General features: G+C 41.0%; 19 protein-coding genes. 4 read left to right on the top strand and 15 right to left on the bottom strand.

The features are described 5' to 3' along the window. Window positions 1-26: 26 nt before the first annotated feature. The 8 genes from FM038_RS12010 to ccoN all read right to left on the bottom strand — a co-directional run bounded on the left by FM038_RS12010 (window position 27) and on the right by ccoN (window position 7,224). Entirely contained in the window at window positions 27-713 is a 687-nt protein-coding gene (locus FM038_RS12010; protein ID WP_195873268.1) for a sulfite exporter TauE/SafE family protein, read from the bottom strand. After that, complete coding sequence (gene ccoS, locus FM038_RS12005; protein ID WP_142874924.1) at window positions 710-904, bottom strand: cbb3-type cytochrome oxidase assembly protein CcoS; 195 nt, start codon at window positions 902-904, stop codon at window positions 710-712. The genes FM038_RS12010 and ccoS overlap by 4 nt, the downstream gene beginning before the upstream one ends. Further along, window positions 901-3,279: a heavy metal translocating P-type ATPase gene (locus FM038_RS12000; protein WP_142874923.1), complete on the bottom strand. Its 2,379-nt coding sequence runs from the start codon at window positions 3,277-3,279 to the stop codon at window positions 901-903. Before FM038_RS12000 ends, ccoS begins: the two co-directional genes overlap by 4 nt. A gap of 141 nt (window positions 3,280-3,420) precedes the next feature. Next, on the bottom strand, window positions 3,421-3,900 hold the full coding sequence (locus FM038_RS11995) for a FixH family protein (RefSeq protein ID WP_142874922.1): 480 nt from the start codon (window positions 3,898-3,900) through the stop codon (window positions 3,421-3,423). Window positions 3,901-4,009: 109 nt separating this feature from the next. Continuing rightward, window positions 4,010-4,978, bottom strand: coding sequence for a cytochrome-c oxidase, cbb3-type subunit III (gene ccoP / locus FM038_RS11990; RefSeq protein WP_142874921.1), 969 nt, complete (start codon window positions 4,976-4,978; stop codon window positions 4,010-4,012). Beyond that, window positions 4,978-5,145, bottom strand: a complete 168-nt coding sequence (locus FM038_RS11985) for a cbb3-type cytochrome oxidase subunit 3 (RefSeq protein ID WP_142874920.1) — start codon at window positions 5,143-5,145, stop codon at window positions 4,978-4,980. Before FM038_RS11985 ends, ccoP begins: the two co-directional genes overlap by 1 nt. Window positions 5,146-5,159: 14 nt before the next feature. Beyond that, a complete protein-coding gene (ccoO, locus tag FM038_RS11980) occupies window positions 5,160-5,786 on the bottom strand; it encodes a cytochrome-c oxidase, cbb3-type subunit II (protein ID WP_142874919.1) in 627 nt (208 codons plus the stop codon). A 10-nt stretch (window positions 5,787-5,796) separates the two neighbouring features. Continuing rightward, on the bottom strand, window positions 5,797-7,224 hold the full coding sequence (gene ccoN, locus FM038_RS11975) for a cytochrome-c oxidase, cbb3-type subunit I (RefSeq protein WP_142874918.1): 1,428 nt from the start codon (window positions 7,222-7,224) through the stop codon (window positions 5,797-5,799). 261 nt (window positions 7,225-7,485) lie between these two features. Between ccoN and FM038_RS11970 the strand changes: the two genes are divergently transcribed. Beyond that, a complete protein-coding gene (locus tag FM038_RS11970; protein WP_195873267.1) occupies window positions 7,486-7,962 on the top strand; it encodes a hypothetical protein in 477 nt (158 codons plus the stop codon). Window positions 7,963-7,976: 14 nt separating this feature from the next. On the opposite strand, the gene FM038_RS11965 is transcribed toward FM038_RS11970, so the two are convergent. Continuing rightward, window positions 7,977-9,572, bottom strand: a complete 1,596-nt coding sequence (locus tag FM038_RS11965; RefSeq protein WP_142874917.1) for a DUF3369 domain-containing protein — start codon at window positions 9,570-9,572, stop codon at window positions 7,977-7,979. A 711-nt stretch (window positions 9,573-10,283) separates the two neighbouring features. Here FM038_RS11965 and FM038_RS11960 point away from each other — a divergent pair. Continuing rightward, the gene (locus FM038_RS11960; protein ID WP_142874916.1) at window positions 10,284-11,576 is read left to right on the top strand and encodes a tyrosine-type recombinase/integrase; all 1,293 of its coding nucleotides are present in this window, start codon (window positions 10,284-10,286) and stop codon (window positions 11,574-11,576) included. Window positions 11,577-12,611: 1,035 nt separating this feature from the next. On the opposite strand, the gene FM038_RS11955 is transcribed toward FM038_RS11960, so the two are convergent. The 4 genes from FM038_RS11955 to FM038_RS11940 are packed head-to-tail and all read right to left on the bottom strand — an operon-like array spanning window position 12,612 to window position 14,420. Then, window positions 12,612-12,797: a hypothetical protein gene (locus FM038_RS11955; protein ID WP_142874915.1), complete on the bottom strand. Its 186-nt coding sequence runs from the start codon at window positions 12,795-12,797 to the stop codon at window positions 12,612-12,614. After that, window positions 12,767-12,967 (bottom strand): hypothetical protein, encoded by a 201-nt coding sequence (locus FM038_RS11950; RefSeq protein WP_142874907.1) that lies wholly within the window; start codon window positions 12,965-12,967, stop codon window positions 12,767-12,769. Before FM038_RS11950 ends, FM038_RS11955 begins: the two co-directional genes overlap by 31 nt. 14 nt (window positions 12,968-12,981) lie before the next feature. After that, window positions 12,982-13,290 carry a single-stranded DNA-binding protein gene (locus FM038_RS11945; RefSeq protein WP_142874906.1) on the bottom strand — a complete coding sequence of 103 codons (309 nt, stop codon included), beginning with the start codon at window positions 13,288-13,290 and terminating at the stop codon, window positions 12,982-12,984. Window positions 13,291-13,301: 11 nt separating this feature from the next. Continuing rightward, a complete protein-coding gene (locus tag FM038_RS11940; protein WP_223293062.1) occupies window positions 13,302-14,420 on the bottom strand; it encodes a phage/plasmid replication protein, II/X family in 1,119 nt (372 codons plus the stop codon). 148 nt (window positions 14,421-14,568) lie between these two features. Here FM038_RS11940 and FM038_RS11935 point away from each other — a divergent pair, with 148 nt between their 5' ends. Both FM038_RS11935 and FM038_RS11930 read left to right on the top strand, forming a co-directional pair. Beyond that, window positions 14,569-15,036: a helix-turn-helix domain-containing protein gene (locus FM038_RS11935; RefSeq protein WP_199242690.1), complete on the top strand. Its 468-nt coding sequence runs from the start codon at window positions 14,569-14,571 to the stop codon at window positions 15,034-15,036. 388 nt (window positions 15,037-15,424) lie between these two features. After that, window positions 15,425-15,601: a YodC family protein gene (locus FM038_RS11930; protein WP_142874904.1), complete on the top strand. Its 177-nt coding sequence runs from the start codon at window positions 15,425-15,427 to the stop codon at window positions 15,599-15,601. A 194-nt stretch (window positions 15,602-15,795) separates the two neighbouring features. On the opposite strand, the gene FM038_RS11925 is transcribed toward FM038_RS11930, so the two are convergent. Both FM038_RS11925 and FM038_RS11920 read right to left on the bottom strand, forming a co-directional pair. After that, entirely contained in the window at window positions 15,796-15,981 is a 186-nt protein-coding gene (locus FM038_RS11925) for a hypothetical protein (protein WP_142874915.1), read from the bottom strand. Then, window positions 15,951-16,151 carry a hypothetical protein gene (locus tag FM038_RS11920; RefSeq protein WP_142874907.1) on the bottom strand — a complete coding sequence of 67 codons (201 nt, stop codon included), beginning with the start codon at window positions 16,149-16,151 and terminating at the stop codon, window positions 15,951-15,953. Before FM038_RS11920 ends, FM038_RS11925 begins: the two co-directional genes overlap by 31 nt. Window position 16,152 lies beyond the last annotated feature (1 nt).

Genomic DNA, 16,152 nt, shown 5'->3' with positions numbered 1-16,152 from the left:
ATGTTAAACTAATTTAATAATTGGAGCTAGTTAAGCTGTCCAAATGCAATGTATAAAGTTTGTAAACCAAAAACTACCAATACTAATCCACTCACCAATCGTACTGCGCGGTGCTGTACCCAACGACCAAGTATATTTGCAGCCATGCCAGCACTCAACAGGGCAGGAAGGGTTCCTAGCCCAAATGCAGCCATTATCATCGCACCTTGTCCTGCTGAGTTAGCTGCTACAGCCCAGGTAAGTGTGCTATACACTAATCCACAAGGTAGCCACCCCCATAACACCCCCCCAATGAAAGCTTGAGGCAGTGTTTTGATTGGTACTATCCGATTGGCCAATGGTGAGATAAAACGCCACAGAAGCTTTCCTACGCGTTCAATCTGTACCACTCCGGACCATATTTTTGCAATATATAGACCCGTTGCTATCATCATCAATCCGGCAATGATACGCAATGTAATAAGATAAAGATCGATATCAAACAGCAAGCCTAGCGCGCTAGCAGAGCCACCGACTAAAGCGCCTGCGAGAGAATAACTTAAGATACGTCCAATGTTGTAACTCAGAAGGAAGTTTAATCGAGAAGAGAATTGATTCTGTTGTTTAGGTATTTGTGAAGAAAAAGCACCAATTAGACCACCACACATACCAATACAATGACCAGCCCCCATCAGACCAACCAAAAATGCCCCTGTGACGTTATAGTCGATCAAGGTTTGCTTGAGTCGGTTGATTGTTGATCTTTGCTTACCTTACTCGCTTGTGTCTCATCATCAAAAAGAATAGAGACACTTTGTCTATCTAAATCATCAAACTGTTCTGATTTCACAGCCCAGAAAAAAATACCGATGGCTATTAAGACAAATAACATGGCAATGGGAATTAACACATAAATGATACTCATAAACGAACCTTTAATAATCTAAGACTATTGCCCACAACGATCAAAGAACTGGCGGACATACCAAGGGCGGCAACATAGGGCAATACATGTCCCGTAACGGCGAGTGGGATTATAAACAGGTTATAACCCAGCGCCCAGCATAAATTTTGTTTGATAATTTTTTCTGTTAACTTAGCGACCTTTACCGCATCGGTAAAACGTGAGAGTTGATCGCCAAGTAAGATCAAGTCAGCAGAGCTTTTAGTGACCGCGGCGCCACTGCCCATTGCAATCGATAAATTCGCGCCGGCAAGTACCGGAGCATCGTTAATACCATCACCAAACATGGCAACATTTGATTGGCTTTGGTATTGCTGGATCAACGCCAGCTTATCACCAGGACTGAGTCCTTTATTGACTTCGGTAATACCAATTTTATCTGCAACTTCATCGACGTGAGTAGAAGTATCCCCACTTGCAATAGAGACTCTATTCCCCTGTGCCAATAAGGTCTTGACTGTTTTTGCAGCATCACTCCGAATCGAATCACTGAGTATAAATTTCGCAATCAAGTGTTTAGTGTCATGCAGATAAATGGCATGGTCATCAGAGTCTGTTAAGTTAACAAATTTAGCACTGCCAATTTTATAGTGAGTCCCCAGAACACTACCACTCAGGCCTAAACCTATGTGACTTTGAGTGCTATGAGCCGATATTTGATGGTCTCGATATGAATCAAATGCTCTTGCAATCGGGTGCAGAGAGCTCATCTCTAGTGCTGCAGCTATGGCAAGGGCTTCTTGCTTATTCATAGCAGAAAAGAGCTCGGCTGAATTGATTTCAAGCTCACCACATGTGAGGGTACCCGTTTTATCGAATACGACATGCTGTATTTTGGGGAGTTTTTCAAATACACCCGGCTTTCTTACGATAACACCAATACGCGTAAATATACCCGTCGCGCAGGTTACTGCAGTTGGGGTCGCAAGCGCTAGAGCGCAAGGGCAGGTTGCCACTAATACTGATAACGTGACCCAAAAAGCATCCTCAGGCCAGTATATTTTCCATACGACATAAGTTAATACGGCGACGAAAAGAATTGTCCAAGTAAAATAGTTAGAGATGCTATCAACATACAGGGCAACTTTGGGTTTATTATTCGATGCAGATTCTTGTAATCGAATGATTTCGGCAACTAACTGATCTTGTCCAACAGCGGTGACTTGAACATGTATTGGCTGCTCAATATTGATGGTCCCAGCATAGACTTCACAGCGATCCCCTTTGCTAACAGGCAACTGTTCACCGGTTAACATGGCTTCATTGATACTAGACATGCCTTGTGTGATCACACCATCAGCAGAGACAACCTCACCAGGCTTAACCAAGATGACATCGCCTATTTTTAGGCTTTTAGCTGGAATTTCTTTTGTTACATTTTCTGTTACTCGATGGGCGGTTAACGGGATCAGTTTATGTAAATTACTCGAGCTAACGGATGCTTTTTGCCGTGCATTTTGCTCGAAGTAACGACCAAGTAAAAGGAAAAAGGTAAACATGCTGACAGATTCGAAATACACCTCACCATTCTCATTAATCGTTGCGATACAGCTGGCAATATATGCGCCTAAAATCGCAATTGAAACTGACACATCCATATTTAAACGGCCGCTGAAAATCGAACGGATCGCACTAAAATAGAAAGGTTGAGCCGAATAGAAGACCACAGGGGCAGCAAATATCAGACTGACCCATCTAAAATAATCTCGATATTGAACTTCTAGATCGGTAAAGTAGCCAGCATAAAGTGCCAGAGCAAACATCATGACTTGCATGGTAGCAAAACCGGCAAGGCCCAGCTTCAATAAAAACTGGCGACTGTTATTCTTACTCTTTATCTCTTGCTCATCAACTTGATATGGAGCAGCCTGATAGCCAATAGCACTAATGTGATTTAAGATTTTGCTGAGTTGAATGGTGTTTTCTTGCCAACTGACTAGAGCACGTTCAGTTGTGGTATTAACTTGAATTTTTACAATACCATTTACGTGCTTAAGTTTATGTTCGATTAACCAGGCGCAGGCGGCACAAGTGATGCCATCGATTGAGAGTGAAACTGATGAGATATTACTGGACTGATGGACAAAATCTTGTTGAACTTCGGGCAAATCGAAAGCTGAAAAACTAGAAAGCTCTTCGGGCACTAATGCATTTTGTTTACTACCAGGCTCTGTTCTATATTTATAATAATTGGTTAAACCGGCATCTATTATTGCAGCAGAAACGGCCTGACAGCCAGGGCAACACATAACTTGCTCTTCATTGTTAATGAAGGTAGTAAATTGAGTACCTGTTAAGACAGGCTCTGCACAATGGAAACAATCAAGATGCTTCATAGTCAATCTGTAAAAACCTATGTAAAAACTGAAAACTCAATCACATCCTGATGAACGTCAAAAAAGAGTTTGAGTGTGGGGAATGGTAACAAGCTCCTTAGAAAAACGCTTAAAGCACTCCTCTAAGGAAGGAAACATGTATTAATTCAACCAATACACGCCGTCATCTTTGATCTCTAATCGCTTCTGAATTCGCCATTTACGATCGAAACCGTCTAATCTGACTTCCCATGAACCTGTGATAGGGCCATCGAGTGCAATGCGATAAACTTGATCGCCATCGGCGGAAACCAAACGAGTAAAGTCACGCTCTTCAATGGTTGGATGGAAAAACTCAACATTAAGACCGGCCTTATAGTCTTCGCCACCATGCTGAGTAATAGTCAGCGTATTTTCATCGACTAATAACTCAAACTGCAAGCCCAGTTGCTTAGCATACTTAATTTTTTTAAGATCCATATTAATGCGCTTGCCGTCTTTATAATAGTCTTCAGAAACTAAAGAATCCTTATTAACAACAGCTAGATAAAGCAAGTTTACACTCGCGACAACTGCACAAAGAGGCAAAATAATTAAAAACCAAGGCCAGAACTGCTTATACCAGGCTTGTTGCTTGTTCATGTTTCATACCCATTAAAATAATTAAGTTCATTTTACCGCTAAATGTGTGATTTAGCATCTAAAAAAAAGGCCTCGATAAGATCGAGGCCCAGTTATTACTTATATGTAACTATTTGTTTGACAAGCTATAAACATAAGCTGTGATAACGTGAACTTTCTCTTCACCTAGCACATCTTTCCATGCTGGCATCACACCGCTACGCCCATATTTGATTGTCTCTTCAATCGCACCACGACTGCCACCGTATAACCACATGTTGTTCGCAATATTCGGTGCGCCCATCATCTTGTTACCGGTACCATCCATTCCATGACAGGCAAAACAACCTTTCATAAATGAACCTTGGCCTTGTGCTGCAAGTGCTTCATCGTGTTCACGACCAGACAACTTAACTACGTATTCAGCCAAACCTTTTATTTCGCTGTCTTCGATAGGTAAACCGCCTTTTGGCGGCATCATGCCGTGACGACCATTCATGATACTGGTTTTAATCGTGGCTAATTCACCACCATATAACCAATCACCGTCAGTTAAGTTAGGGAAGCCTTTACTACCACGAGCATCACTACCGTGACACTGCGAACAGTTATGTAAAAACAAACGACCACCCACTTTAAGTGCATCTTTGTTATTAACTAATTCGTCTAATGGTGTTTCGGCATATGCCTTGAAGATAGGGCCGTATTTTGCATCGGCACGATTAACTTCTTGGTCATATTGAACCCAACGACCCTCTTTAACAGCTAAAGCGATAGCGGCTTCAGAATCGGCCTTAATACCATTTTCAGTACCAATACTCTGGTTAGAGCTCGACCAGCCTAGGAAACCTTTGAAGTTACCAAGTCCAGGATAAAGCGCTAAATAGATTAGGGCAAAAACGATAGAGATATAAAACATATAGCTCCACCATTTTGGCAATGGGTTGTTCAACTCTTCGATACCATCGAAGCTGTGACCCATTGATTTGCCTTCTTCAACACCAGTATTGTTTTTAGAGACAGCTTTTAACAGGAAGAAACATCCCGCGATCACGACTAATGTCAGTACTGTGATCCATATACTCCAGAAGGTTGTCATCACTTTTGTTCTCCTGCACTCTTGTTAGATTCGTCATCAGAAAAAACAAGATTGGCCGCTTCGTCAAATTGATCTTTACGACGCGAGCTATAAGCCCATGCAAAAATACCGAGAAAGGTGAGCATCACAACAATAGTAATGATCCCTTGTATTACTCCGTAATCCATATCATTGACTCCTATTATTTCAATGCATGCCCTAGGGACTGCAGATAGGCGATGAGTGCTTGCATTTCAGTTTTACCTTCAACGGCTTTTTGAGCACCCGCGATCTCTTCGTCGGTATAAAGGTCTTGACCTTTATTTCCACCTTTGTGGAAGTTACGAAGGATCTCCATCTTCTTACCTGTCAATTTGCCATCAAGTTTATTCTCAGCTAACCAAGGAAAACCTGGCATATTAGACTGAGGCACAACAGCACGTGGGTCAATTAAATGTACCTCATGCCATTTATCACTGTAACGACCACCAACACGGGCAAGATCAGGACCTGTACGCTTAGAGCCCCACTGGAACGGATGATCCCAAACAGACTCACCAGCAACAGAATAATGACCGTAACGTTCAGTCTCAGCACGCAAAGGACGGATCATCTGACTGTGACAGTTATAACAACCTTCACGGACGTAGATATCACGACCTTCAGTTTGCAAAGCTGTATAAGGAATCAAACCATCAACAGGCTCAGTCGTATCCTTTTGGAAGAGCAGGGGAGTGATCTGTACTAATCCGCCAAAACTAATGGCTATGACAGTAAAGATCCCCAAGAGACCGATATTTTTCTCGACTAACTCATGATTAAATTTCATCGTATCCCCCTTATGCTTCAGCGAGTGCTGGTAAAGACTCTTTCGGTGCTTTAACAGTCTTAATTACGTTGTAAGCCATTAACAGCATACCCGTAACGAAGAAACAGCCACCAAGGAATCGTACAAAGTAGAACGGGTATGACGCTTCAATACTTTCAACGAAGCTGTAAGTCAATGTACCGTCAGAGTTAACTGCACGCCACATCAGACCCTGCATAACACCAGAGATCCACATAGAAACGATATAAAGAACCGTACCAATCGTCGCTAACCAGAAATGAACATTCACTAAGTTAGTGCTGTACATACGACCGTGTCCGTAAAGAACCGGTATAAGGTGATATAGCGAACCAATTGAAACCATAGCAACCCAACCTAACGCACCAGAGTGAACGTGACCAATGGTCCAGTCAGTATAGTGTGATAGTGCGTTAACGGTTTTAATCGCCATCATTGGGCCTTCGAAGGTAGACATACCGTAGAAAGACAATGAAACAACAAGGAAACGTAATACCGGATCGGTTCTTAGCTTATGCCAAGCACCAGATAGCGTCATGATACCGTTGATCATTCCACCCCAAGATGGTGCGAATAAAATTAACGACATCACCATACCAAGTGATTGTGTCCAATCTGGTAAGGCTGTGTAATGTAAGTGGTGAGGACCAGCCCAAATATACAGTGCTATCAATGCCCAGAAATGAACGATTGAAAGACGGTAAGAATAAACAGGACGACCAGCTTGTTTCGGTACGAAGTAATACATCATACCTAAGAAACCTGCTGTGAGTAGGAAACCTACGGCATTATGACCATACCACCACTGCACCATCGCATCGACTGCGCCGGCATAGATAGAATATGACTTCCACATACTGACAGGCATTGCCATAGAGTTAACTATGTGCAGAACTGCAACGGTTATGATGAAAGCACCAAAGAACCAGTTTGCCACATATATATGTGAAGTGGTTCGTTTAACTATGGTACCGAAGAAGACCGCGCCATAAGCAACCCATACAAGGGTGATAGCGATATCAATTGGCCATTCTAATTCTGCGTATTCTTTACCACTGGTAATACCTAGAGGTAATGTGATTACGGCTGAAAGAATGATTGCTTGCCAACCCCAGAACGTAAATGCGGCTAATTTCGGCGCAAATAGTTTGGTTTGACAGGTACGTTGGACGATATAGTAAGATGTTGCGAAAAGTGCTGAAGTACCAAACGCGAAAATCACGGCATTAGTATGCAGTGGTCTAAGACGACTGTATGTTAACCATGGAGTATCGAAGTTTAGTTGTGGCCAGATTAGCTGCGCCGCGATCAATACACCGACTGACATACCTACAATTCCCCACAAGACGGTTGTGAGGGCAAATTGGCGGACGACGGTGTAATTGTAATCAGCGCCTTGAGGCTGGGAATGGTTCATCATATTGCTTCCACTGCTTATTACTTATATTTATAGTTTGAGTAAAATGTGACTTTACCCGTTAAAAAGACACAAACGCGGCATTCCTACGGAAATAGTCGTATTGTGTCAACGTGTATCCTTGTAATAATTGTAATATTAACAAGGTAAAGCAATGATACTTGAGCTATATCAAAAAAGATAGGAAATGTGCGTTGTGAAATGTTGATCTAGATCAAGCTACGCCATAGAATGTAAATACTTTTAGTGTAAAGGTTAATATTTGTGCTACGCATTAAGTTATTTAGTAAAAAACATAGCTGGAACCTATTAGTTATCCTACTTTTAGTCTCAGCTTGCACGCCTCAAGATGACGAGCAAATTGAAGGTCAATCAAGCGGAATTATCGAAGATAAATCCTTATGTAACTTCAGTATGTCACCCTGTTATAAACAGGTCTCAAATATCAACTTGTCCTTGTTAATCACCCCGTTCAATACACCCAGCGAAAAGCCGTTAACCATCGAGTTAACAAGCTCTGAGGCGATAACTGATATTAATATGCGAATTGAGGGAAGAGACATGTTTATGGGGGTTATCCCAGTAAATTTGGCTAAAGTTAATGAAAAGCAATATAATGGTCAGCTGATATTCGGTTCTTGCAGTAGTAATTATATGGTTTGGCGTGCCTTAGTGAGTTTTAAAAAAAATGGCCTACAGCATGTTGCCATATTCGACTTTCTTGCTGATAGTGGTAAGTGAAGGTAATGAAAGTATTAAGTCGCCATGATATCTAGCTCTGCATTTTGATCACTAAACTCCTCTTTAACTTTGGTGAACACATCAATATTTTCCATAAAAACCTTAAGTAAATCTGGGTCAAAATGGTTACCAGCACCTTCTTTCATCACCTTCATCACCTCGTCTATAGGCCAAGCAGGTTTGTAACAACGGGCGTGTGACAAGGCGTCAAACACATCAGCAATTGCGACAATACGTGCAAACACATGAATATCTGTCCCTTTTAAACCAGAAGGATAGCCAGAGCCGTCATATTTTTCATGGTGCTGCAATGCAATTGTGCTAGCAGCTTTCAGAATCGGTCGCTCAGAATTTGCTAATATTTGATAACCGACCTCAGGGTGCTGACGCATGATCTCCCACTCTTCGGCATTAAGTTTACCAGGCTTTAACAATACCGCATCCGGAGTCGCGATCTTGCCTATGTCATGCATAGGCGAGGCATGTTTGATCAAATCCGCTTCGTGTACTTGCATACCGGAAAGTAGAGCTAGCTGATAGCAATATTCAGCTATCCTTTTAACATGATATGCCGCTTCTTTTGAACGACTCTCGACCACATCACCTAGACGCAATATCAACTCTGACTGTGTATCTTCTAATTCTTTATTTAATAATAAATTTTCAAATGCAACACCCACGTTAATAGCAAAAATATCGATTAGCTTCTTGTCTAGATCATCAATTTTACTAATTCCATCCATATACAAAAGGTTGATCCAGCCACTCTTCGCAGGGAAATATCCCACGAAACAATCTTCCTCATACAAGCAACGTTTTTGTTTAAGCGCATCGTCTAGTAGATGTTTAATATGTTCTGGAACCGGTTTTTCATGGTGGTTTGAAAACTGACCAGTCCCTGCAAGAATATGTAAACCATCGGTATTGACATTGTCACTCATGGCATCCATAGCATTACAAGAAAGCAATAAGGTTTCTGTATCAAGGTTCAGTAAGTTAGCTACTTGAGTCAGTAGGCCATCGGCAAAGTTATGTAAGGTGCGTAATTCAAATAGACCAGAAGTTGCTTTAACAACACGCTCTAAGCCTTTTCTATGCTTGATTTGATTTGCTCGTGCTTTTTCAATCTCTATAATATCTCGGTAAGAGCGAAGGGCCGAATAGACACTGGTGACTAACTTGCGAGAATCGAGCTCAGCCTTAGCCTTATAATCATTGATGTCATAATTAACAATGACATCTTCTTCAGGAGCCTGACCCGGCTGGCCTGTTCTTAAGATCAAACGTATTGCAGTGTTCTTATGTTCCTCTCTGATCCACTTTACAAGCTCAAGACCGGCATGATCGCTCTCCATGACGACATCAACAAAGGCCATAGCAATATCTTTTTCTTTAATTAAAATCTGCTTAGCTTCTTCACCGCTATACGCGTTGATAAATTCTAGTGCACATCCATCGAGTTTGAATCGTGATAGGGCAAGCTTAGTCACAGTATGAACATCGGGCTCGTCATCAACGATTAGAATTCGCCACGCAGGACCTGTCGCAACAGGCTGTGATTTCTTTTTGCCTGAAAAGAGGGGGCTCTTCTTTGCTATATCGATTAGCATTCGACAACCTCAATTATGTGAAAAATACTTGCATCCCTATACATTGAGTGTAGATCAATGTTTAAGACAGTGGAAAATTGTCGTAAAAATTCTCAATTAAGTTTAGCAGTTGCTTACTATAGTACTTATCTGGCAGATTAATTCGTTTGTACTTCCAATTACACAATTGCAGTTGATAATCATTATCATTTAAATGTACACTCTATGTTGTTTATATAAATAAAGGCAACATGATGATTGAACAGCGGGTAAACCTCTCAATTAGTACCGAAAAATTAGCTCAACTAATACAATCTGGAGCACTTTGTGCTGCTGAACTTCGTTGCCTTGACCAAGACTCTAAACAAAAAGTCTGGCAGATGTGCCTTTGGTGCTGCAGTAAGAAGATCTACTGTACAAAAGAATGCTCAATTAATGACTCTGCTTTATGTGCAAGCATGACTCCAGTCAGTACCCATTCAAGTATTGAACAAGTTGAAGAAATAACAAGTCAATCAGAGACAAATAAAAGAAGAGAATATAAACGTTTACTCTAGGTTTTGTTTAAAACCTAAAAGGATTTGATCATCATGGGTAAGCAAATCAAATACCTCTATCAAGGAAGAGGCTAAAACACATAGCAGCATGCCAAGTACACTGTTAACATCAAAGGTTTATAGACACTCGATCCAAAATATTTTAATGCGCATGGATCACTCCAGAGACTTCAGTATGCTTATGCCTCCAGTTTTACCCCTATTTGAATCAGCAAAATACATTGAACAAGGCAACTATATTGTCAATCAATACATCACCCAGATAAGTTTAGATAAAATACCCGATGCAGGCTTGATCTATGAGCACGCTGCCGAGTTACTCATTGAACAACAACATAATGAAAACAGCTATAAAGCCTATCGAAGTGAATTAACTACATTCTTTCACTGGTGTTTTGATGTATCCATACTCTCTCCCATTGCATTATCAAGAAGGGAAATAGGCCGTTACTTAAGCTATTGTCAAAATCCTCCAGTTAACTTAATTGGCTACTTTAACGTTGCACAATTTAAACTTGATAAGACAGAGGGGGAGCGAGCACCTAATTCGGCATGGCGCCCATTCGTCGGTAAGAAGGCCATGGGTAAAGAGTTACCCTATCAGTTGAGTGAAAATGCGATAAAAACCAAGATAGCTATTTTGTCCTCTTTTTATAGCTATCTAATGAGTGAGGATATTAGTGAACGCAATCCGGCTCAAGCTTGGATGAATCACAGTCGTTTCTCTTCAAAAAAGAAGTATCGCGTTAATTCCGATGACTGCAACATGCTGGCTTTCACTGAGCTCCAATGGTCTTATGTCATTGCAACAGTAGAGACGTTAGCGCAGCAAGAACCCGACGTTCACCAACGCAGCTTATTTATGATCAAGTTGATTTACTTCTGCTATTTAAGAGTATCTGAAGTCGGGGCCAGGGCAGGCTATTCGCCAGTGATGAGTCAATTTAGACAAGATAAACAGACAGGAATATGGAGTTTTCACATTCCTCATAGTAAAGGAGGAAAACGACGAAGCGTCGCAATATCTAAAGCCTTACTCAATGGCCTTGTAGAGTACAGACAATTCTTAAAGCTACCTGATTATCCAACCCAGGGGGAGCAGCATCCATTATTTATTCGTCGAAAAGCGGCTGGCCGGGGAAGGGAAGTCGGCACTATCAATGCCAATCTAGGTATACGTCAGATAAGAGAAGATGTAGACAATATCATCGAAAAAGCAGCTAACATCGCCGAAAATGATGGTTTTAGTGAAGATGCTAAACAAATGAGAAATTTGAGCGTACACAGTATCCGTCACACAGGGATCACCCACGACATCAATATTAATGGCAGACCGTTGTCACATGTGCAAGCAGATGCAGGGCACGAGAGTATCGACACCACATCTCAATATCTGCATACCTCTCAGATAGAGAGACATCAGAGTGCACAAAACAAACCATTAGATCACCTACAAGGGATAGGGTAAACCAGGTTCTAGGTTCTAGGTTCTAGGTTCTAGGTTCTAGGTTCTAGGTTCTAGGTTCTGCAGCACCATAGTCTTAAGAAGACTCATTGACGAGTATTCACTTCACTGAATTGAATGTGTATGTTGGGTTTCCAAATAACTGACAAGTTAATGCCGATAAGTGTCATTATCGGCAATTGAGTAAAAAGTCTAAATGGACCTGTTGACCACTGGTTGAATATCCACTTTACAGCGGCTAAGTTACCACGAGTATTGAATATCCTTAAACGGGTTCTATGTTGTTAAACAACGCAGTAATAGGATCAACATGATCGCTTTTCCAGCTCAACTTCTTTTATCAAATCGGCTCTAAGATTCAGTAATAACTGGATCTTAATGATTAAGGTCGATGCTAGTTCTAGGCTTAAGCTAGCTAAGTCATCAGAGTCATAATGAGCAGTACCAGAGATTAACTAAGACATAATTATTCAGCATCGATATCAACTCATCATGCACACAGGAAGGAAGATTTCAGCTGAATGCTGATTAATGCAGAAAATGAAGGCGTTGCTACGTGAATTCTTTAAAACTGTGTGGGTTCTTGTGTGCTAGATTTCACAGAGAAACGTGCTTTACCATATAGAATCATAACGATAACGTAAATTGACCAATCACTAAGGCTACTACAAAAATGGTTATGACATAAATACCGCCATCAGAAAGTATATTGTTCCTTTAGATTTAAGCACGCATTATAAAAAGCGGTGTACTTTGTTTTTATAAATTTTAGCATGGGTGATACTGAAGTTTCCCAAAGTCTTGTTTAGTTTATTTAAAGTTAAAAGTTAACTGTTACCAAATTCTAATTGATGGAAGATAGCTACAATGAAACAAGATTCTCATCTTGCTTTAAATTCCCAACTTAAGTGGTGCTATCGATATTATTACAGATAAAGGTCATTTAACATAATATACATTGTGCGCACTTATGCGTGAGAGTCTCTGAGGCGTGTTTTAAATGGTTTGAATGATATCGCTCTCGTGTACACCACAGCCTCATATTTCGATAGGATCGTCATTGGTAATGTTGCGTAATTGGCCGTGGCAATTCTGACAGGCAATAAAGAGAGATTGCTCGAAGTCGTCACGCCACCATACCTTAAAGCAGTTCTTGCATTGATAATCAGGTGCATCAGATCGATCAACCATAGTCATACCGCCTTTATATTTGATAACTTGCATGAGTCCTCCTTAATCATTTCAAGTGCGTCATCAAGTTCACCAAGCAATACACAGCTTTTAGCAATTAGCTCTCTGCGTGCTTGTTCAGGTGCTAAATCTCTGAGTAAAAACTCACTGATAATGTTTATTTCGAAACGAAGTCTGACTGCTGTATGTATAGGTTCTTCCATGATTTTCCCCTTAGCTATTTAGCTGAAGTAATCGCGCTGCTACTTGCATGCTTTGTGATTGGTGACATTGTTAGGCCGAAGCGTTTAAGCTCAAGCCCACCAAAGTTGTTAACGATGAAACTTGAGTTATCAACTTCATACTCACCAGCTAAATAAGCTTCTGCAGGACTATTAACTTGTAAGCGCATCTGTACTGGAAATTTACCGCCCAGGTATGCGTATGCTGTTTGCTCGTAAATAGTTCGTCCAGGCTTACCATCTTTAGGCTGCATGGTACGTGTATTGACGTTGATATCTTCTTGGAAAACTTCAATTTTAAGCATGTTAATAGCTCCTATGCGTAGGCTTTAAAAGGTAAAATGTTTGATTGTGCAACAACTGGTAATAGATACCAGTGCGGGATGGTTAACGGTTTAACATCAATAACTTCTGAACGTCTTAGTGTTGGACACATGCGGCTAACATCGAATTTCTGACCGATATCAATACCGATAATTTTTAGGCGGGCTTTATGTTCATAGAACTGTGTGGATTTAAGGGACTGCCTAAGGTCTGCACCGTGTTGCCACATAATGGCGTAGCTTTGTGTGGCGTTAGCGGCTTGGCGACTTTTCACCACACCTAAGGATATTAATTGGTCTGCAATAGTTTGATGCTCATCATGTGAGATTTGGATTGTTTGCATAGCTGTCTCGATCTCTTTTAGGTGCGGATAAAAGTCTAGTTCTGATACTCGGCCATAAAATTGCAACGTATGACGTTTTAGCAAGGCCTGTCTTAAGCTGTGTTCTTCGCGTACAACACCTGTTTTTTCACAGTAATTTATTAAGTTTTCTAAATAGTTAAGTCTGTCTGTTTGGACACCTACTTTTTTGCGGAGGTCTTTTGCAAGATGTCTTTTTAATTCAACAGATTTGTTATAGAGCTTGGTCATTATCCAAGTAGAACCTTCACCCCAATTGCAGGTATGTCCATCAGGATACAGCTTAGGTTTACGTCCTCGGCCAATTTGCATGGATGACATTCCACGGATAAAAGAAGCTTCTTTGCCCTTGCCTACTTGATGATTGACTGTCCAGTCGATTGCGGTAATTTCTGCACCGTTGCCGACCAATTGAGTTGTTTTTCCATCGGGTGTTTGACGATGAGATATTTGGGTGTTTTTAGTAAACGGAGGCAAATCATACCGAGCTAATACATGGTTAAAGATCTCCACACACTCATCAAGCGTTTGAAGACCAAAAAGGTTGTCCATACGTTGCCATCGAGAAGGATTGCCTTCTACCCTCACCCGTTGCCCATCACAGCGGATAGTGAGCTTAGTACTGTATGAGCCCTCTAGGATTTTCTGATTAACAGACGGTGGTAAATGCTCGCCTGTTTCGAGTTCGATCCGTTCAATAACATGACGACCCACGAGCGGTAATCCGCCAGCAGGATGGTCTTGTTGCATGAACAAACGATCGATGAAAAACAATTCTCTAAAATCCCTGTCAAGAGCTTTCACTTAAACTAATGTTTGTGTGAAGAGATACAAAAGTATGGTTAGATAGTAAGCCAAACAAAAGTGGGTGTAAACTAATATTAAAGTAGGTGTGAATATGGAAAACTTAAACATGAGTATTGGTAGCGTATTAAAAGACCGACGTATTGCATTAAATATCAAGCAGGAAGATATAGCCGAACAGATAGGCTTAACAGTTCAAACTGTAAGCAAGTGGGAGCGTGACCTTACAGAGCCGAAGGCCAGTCAGGTGGAAAAGCTAAGCAAGATACTGAAGATTACAGAAAAAGAGATCTGTAGCGGGACAATTGGTGCTGAGAGCCATATTGATCCTATTACTTTCATGAAAAAAGTCGCATCAGTGAAAGTGCTGCTAGACGATGTAACTTTTACCTCTATTTTGTACGATTGTATTACAGAGAAACAAGATTTCTTAGGGCATTTAGAAAAGGCTCTAAAACAAAGCCATGGCTTTAGTTCTGATGAGCTAAATAAAATATCAGCAGATGAGCTTTATGCAGCAAAGGAATCAACGAAGATTGAAAATATGGTCAATCAGAAGTAGTTGAGGAATCCGGATGTCCGGAGTTAGTTTGGGTGTAACAGGAACCCAAACACTTTTAAGGTCGATTTCTATCGGGGGCGCTTCGCTTGCCTCCCCCTCTTTTCATCTCTGCAATGCTAAGTAATTATCACTGAAAAGTACGGTATCCGTACTAGAGTCCACTGTTAAAGTATGTGGACTCTTAAATATACGCCCTATCGAATCCCGGAAGAAAAAATCAAAAGAGTGTCTGGCAGGTCGAAGGACTACAGCCACAAAAAAGCGTGACTGCTTTCAAGCGGTCACGCTACGCTAACATCAAACCTACGGTTTAATAATCCCTTCCATTGGACTTGAATCTTATTCCGATGTATTTTAATTCCTCATTTTAATTAATTGTAGGTTTATTATGAATTTAGGTGACATAGTTCGATTAAAAAGTGGTGGTCCAGCAATGACCGTAGCTACAACTGGTGGGGAAAATATTCTTTGCAGTTGGTTTATGAATAACAAGCTCGAGGAAGCTGTATTTGCTCCGCAGGCATTAGAACCTGTTGTTGAAGACGACAGTGCATATGACTTGTAAGTAGAGTAATTAAATTCGCACAATGTGCATTATGTGTAAACTTAGCCCTATTCAGGGCTATTTTTTTATCTACGATTCTACAAAAAAAAGCAGTTCAACATAACGGCTACCCTATTGTGCGCACTTATGCGTGAGAGTCTCTGAGGCGTGTTTTAAATGGTTTGAATGATATCGCTCTCGTGTACACCACAGCCTCATATTTCGATAGGATCGTCATTGGTAATGTTGCGTAATTGGCCGTGGCAATTCTGACAGGCAATAAAGAGAGATTGCTCGAAGTCGTCACGCCACCATACCTTAAAGCAGTTCTTGCATTGATAATCAGGTGCATCAGATCGATCAACCATAGTCATACCGCCTTTATATTTGATAACTTGCATGAGTCCTCCTTAATCATTTCAAGTGCGTCATCAAGTTCACCAAGCAATACACAGCTTTTAGCAATTAGCTCTCTGCGTGCTTGTTCAGGTGCTAAATCTCTGAGTAAAAACTCACTGATAATGTTTATTTCGAAACGAAGTCTGACTGCTGTATGTATAGGTTCTTCCATG

The sequence above is a fragment of the Shewanella eurypsychrophilus genome, assembly GCF_007004545.3.
In the GTDB taxonomy this organism is placed as follows: Bacteria; Pseudomonadota; Gammaproteobacteria; order Enterobacterales; family Shewanellaceae; genus Shewanella; species Shewanella eurypsychrophilus.
The sequence above is the reverse complement of the archived record's forward strand: the minus strand, read 5'-3'. Positions and strand labels throughout refer to the sequence as shown.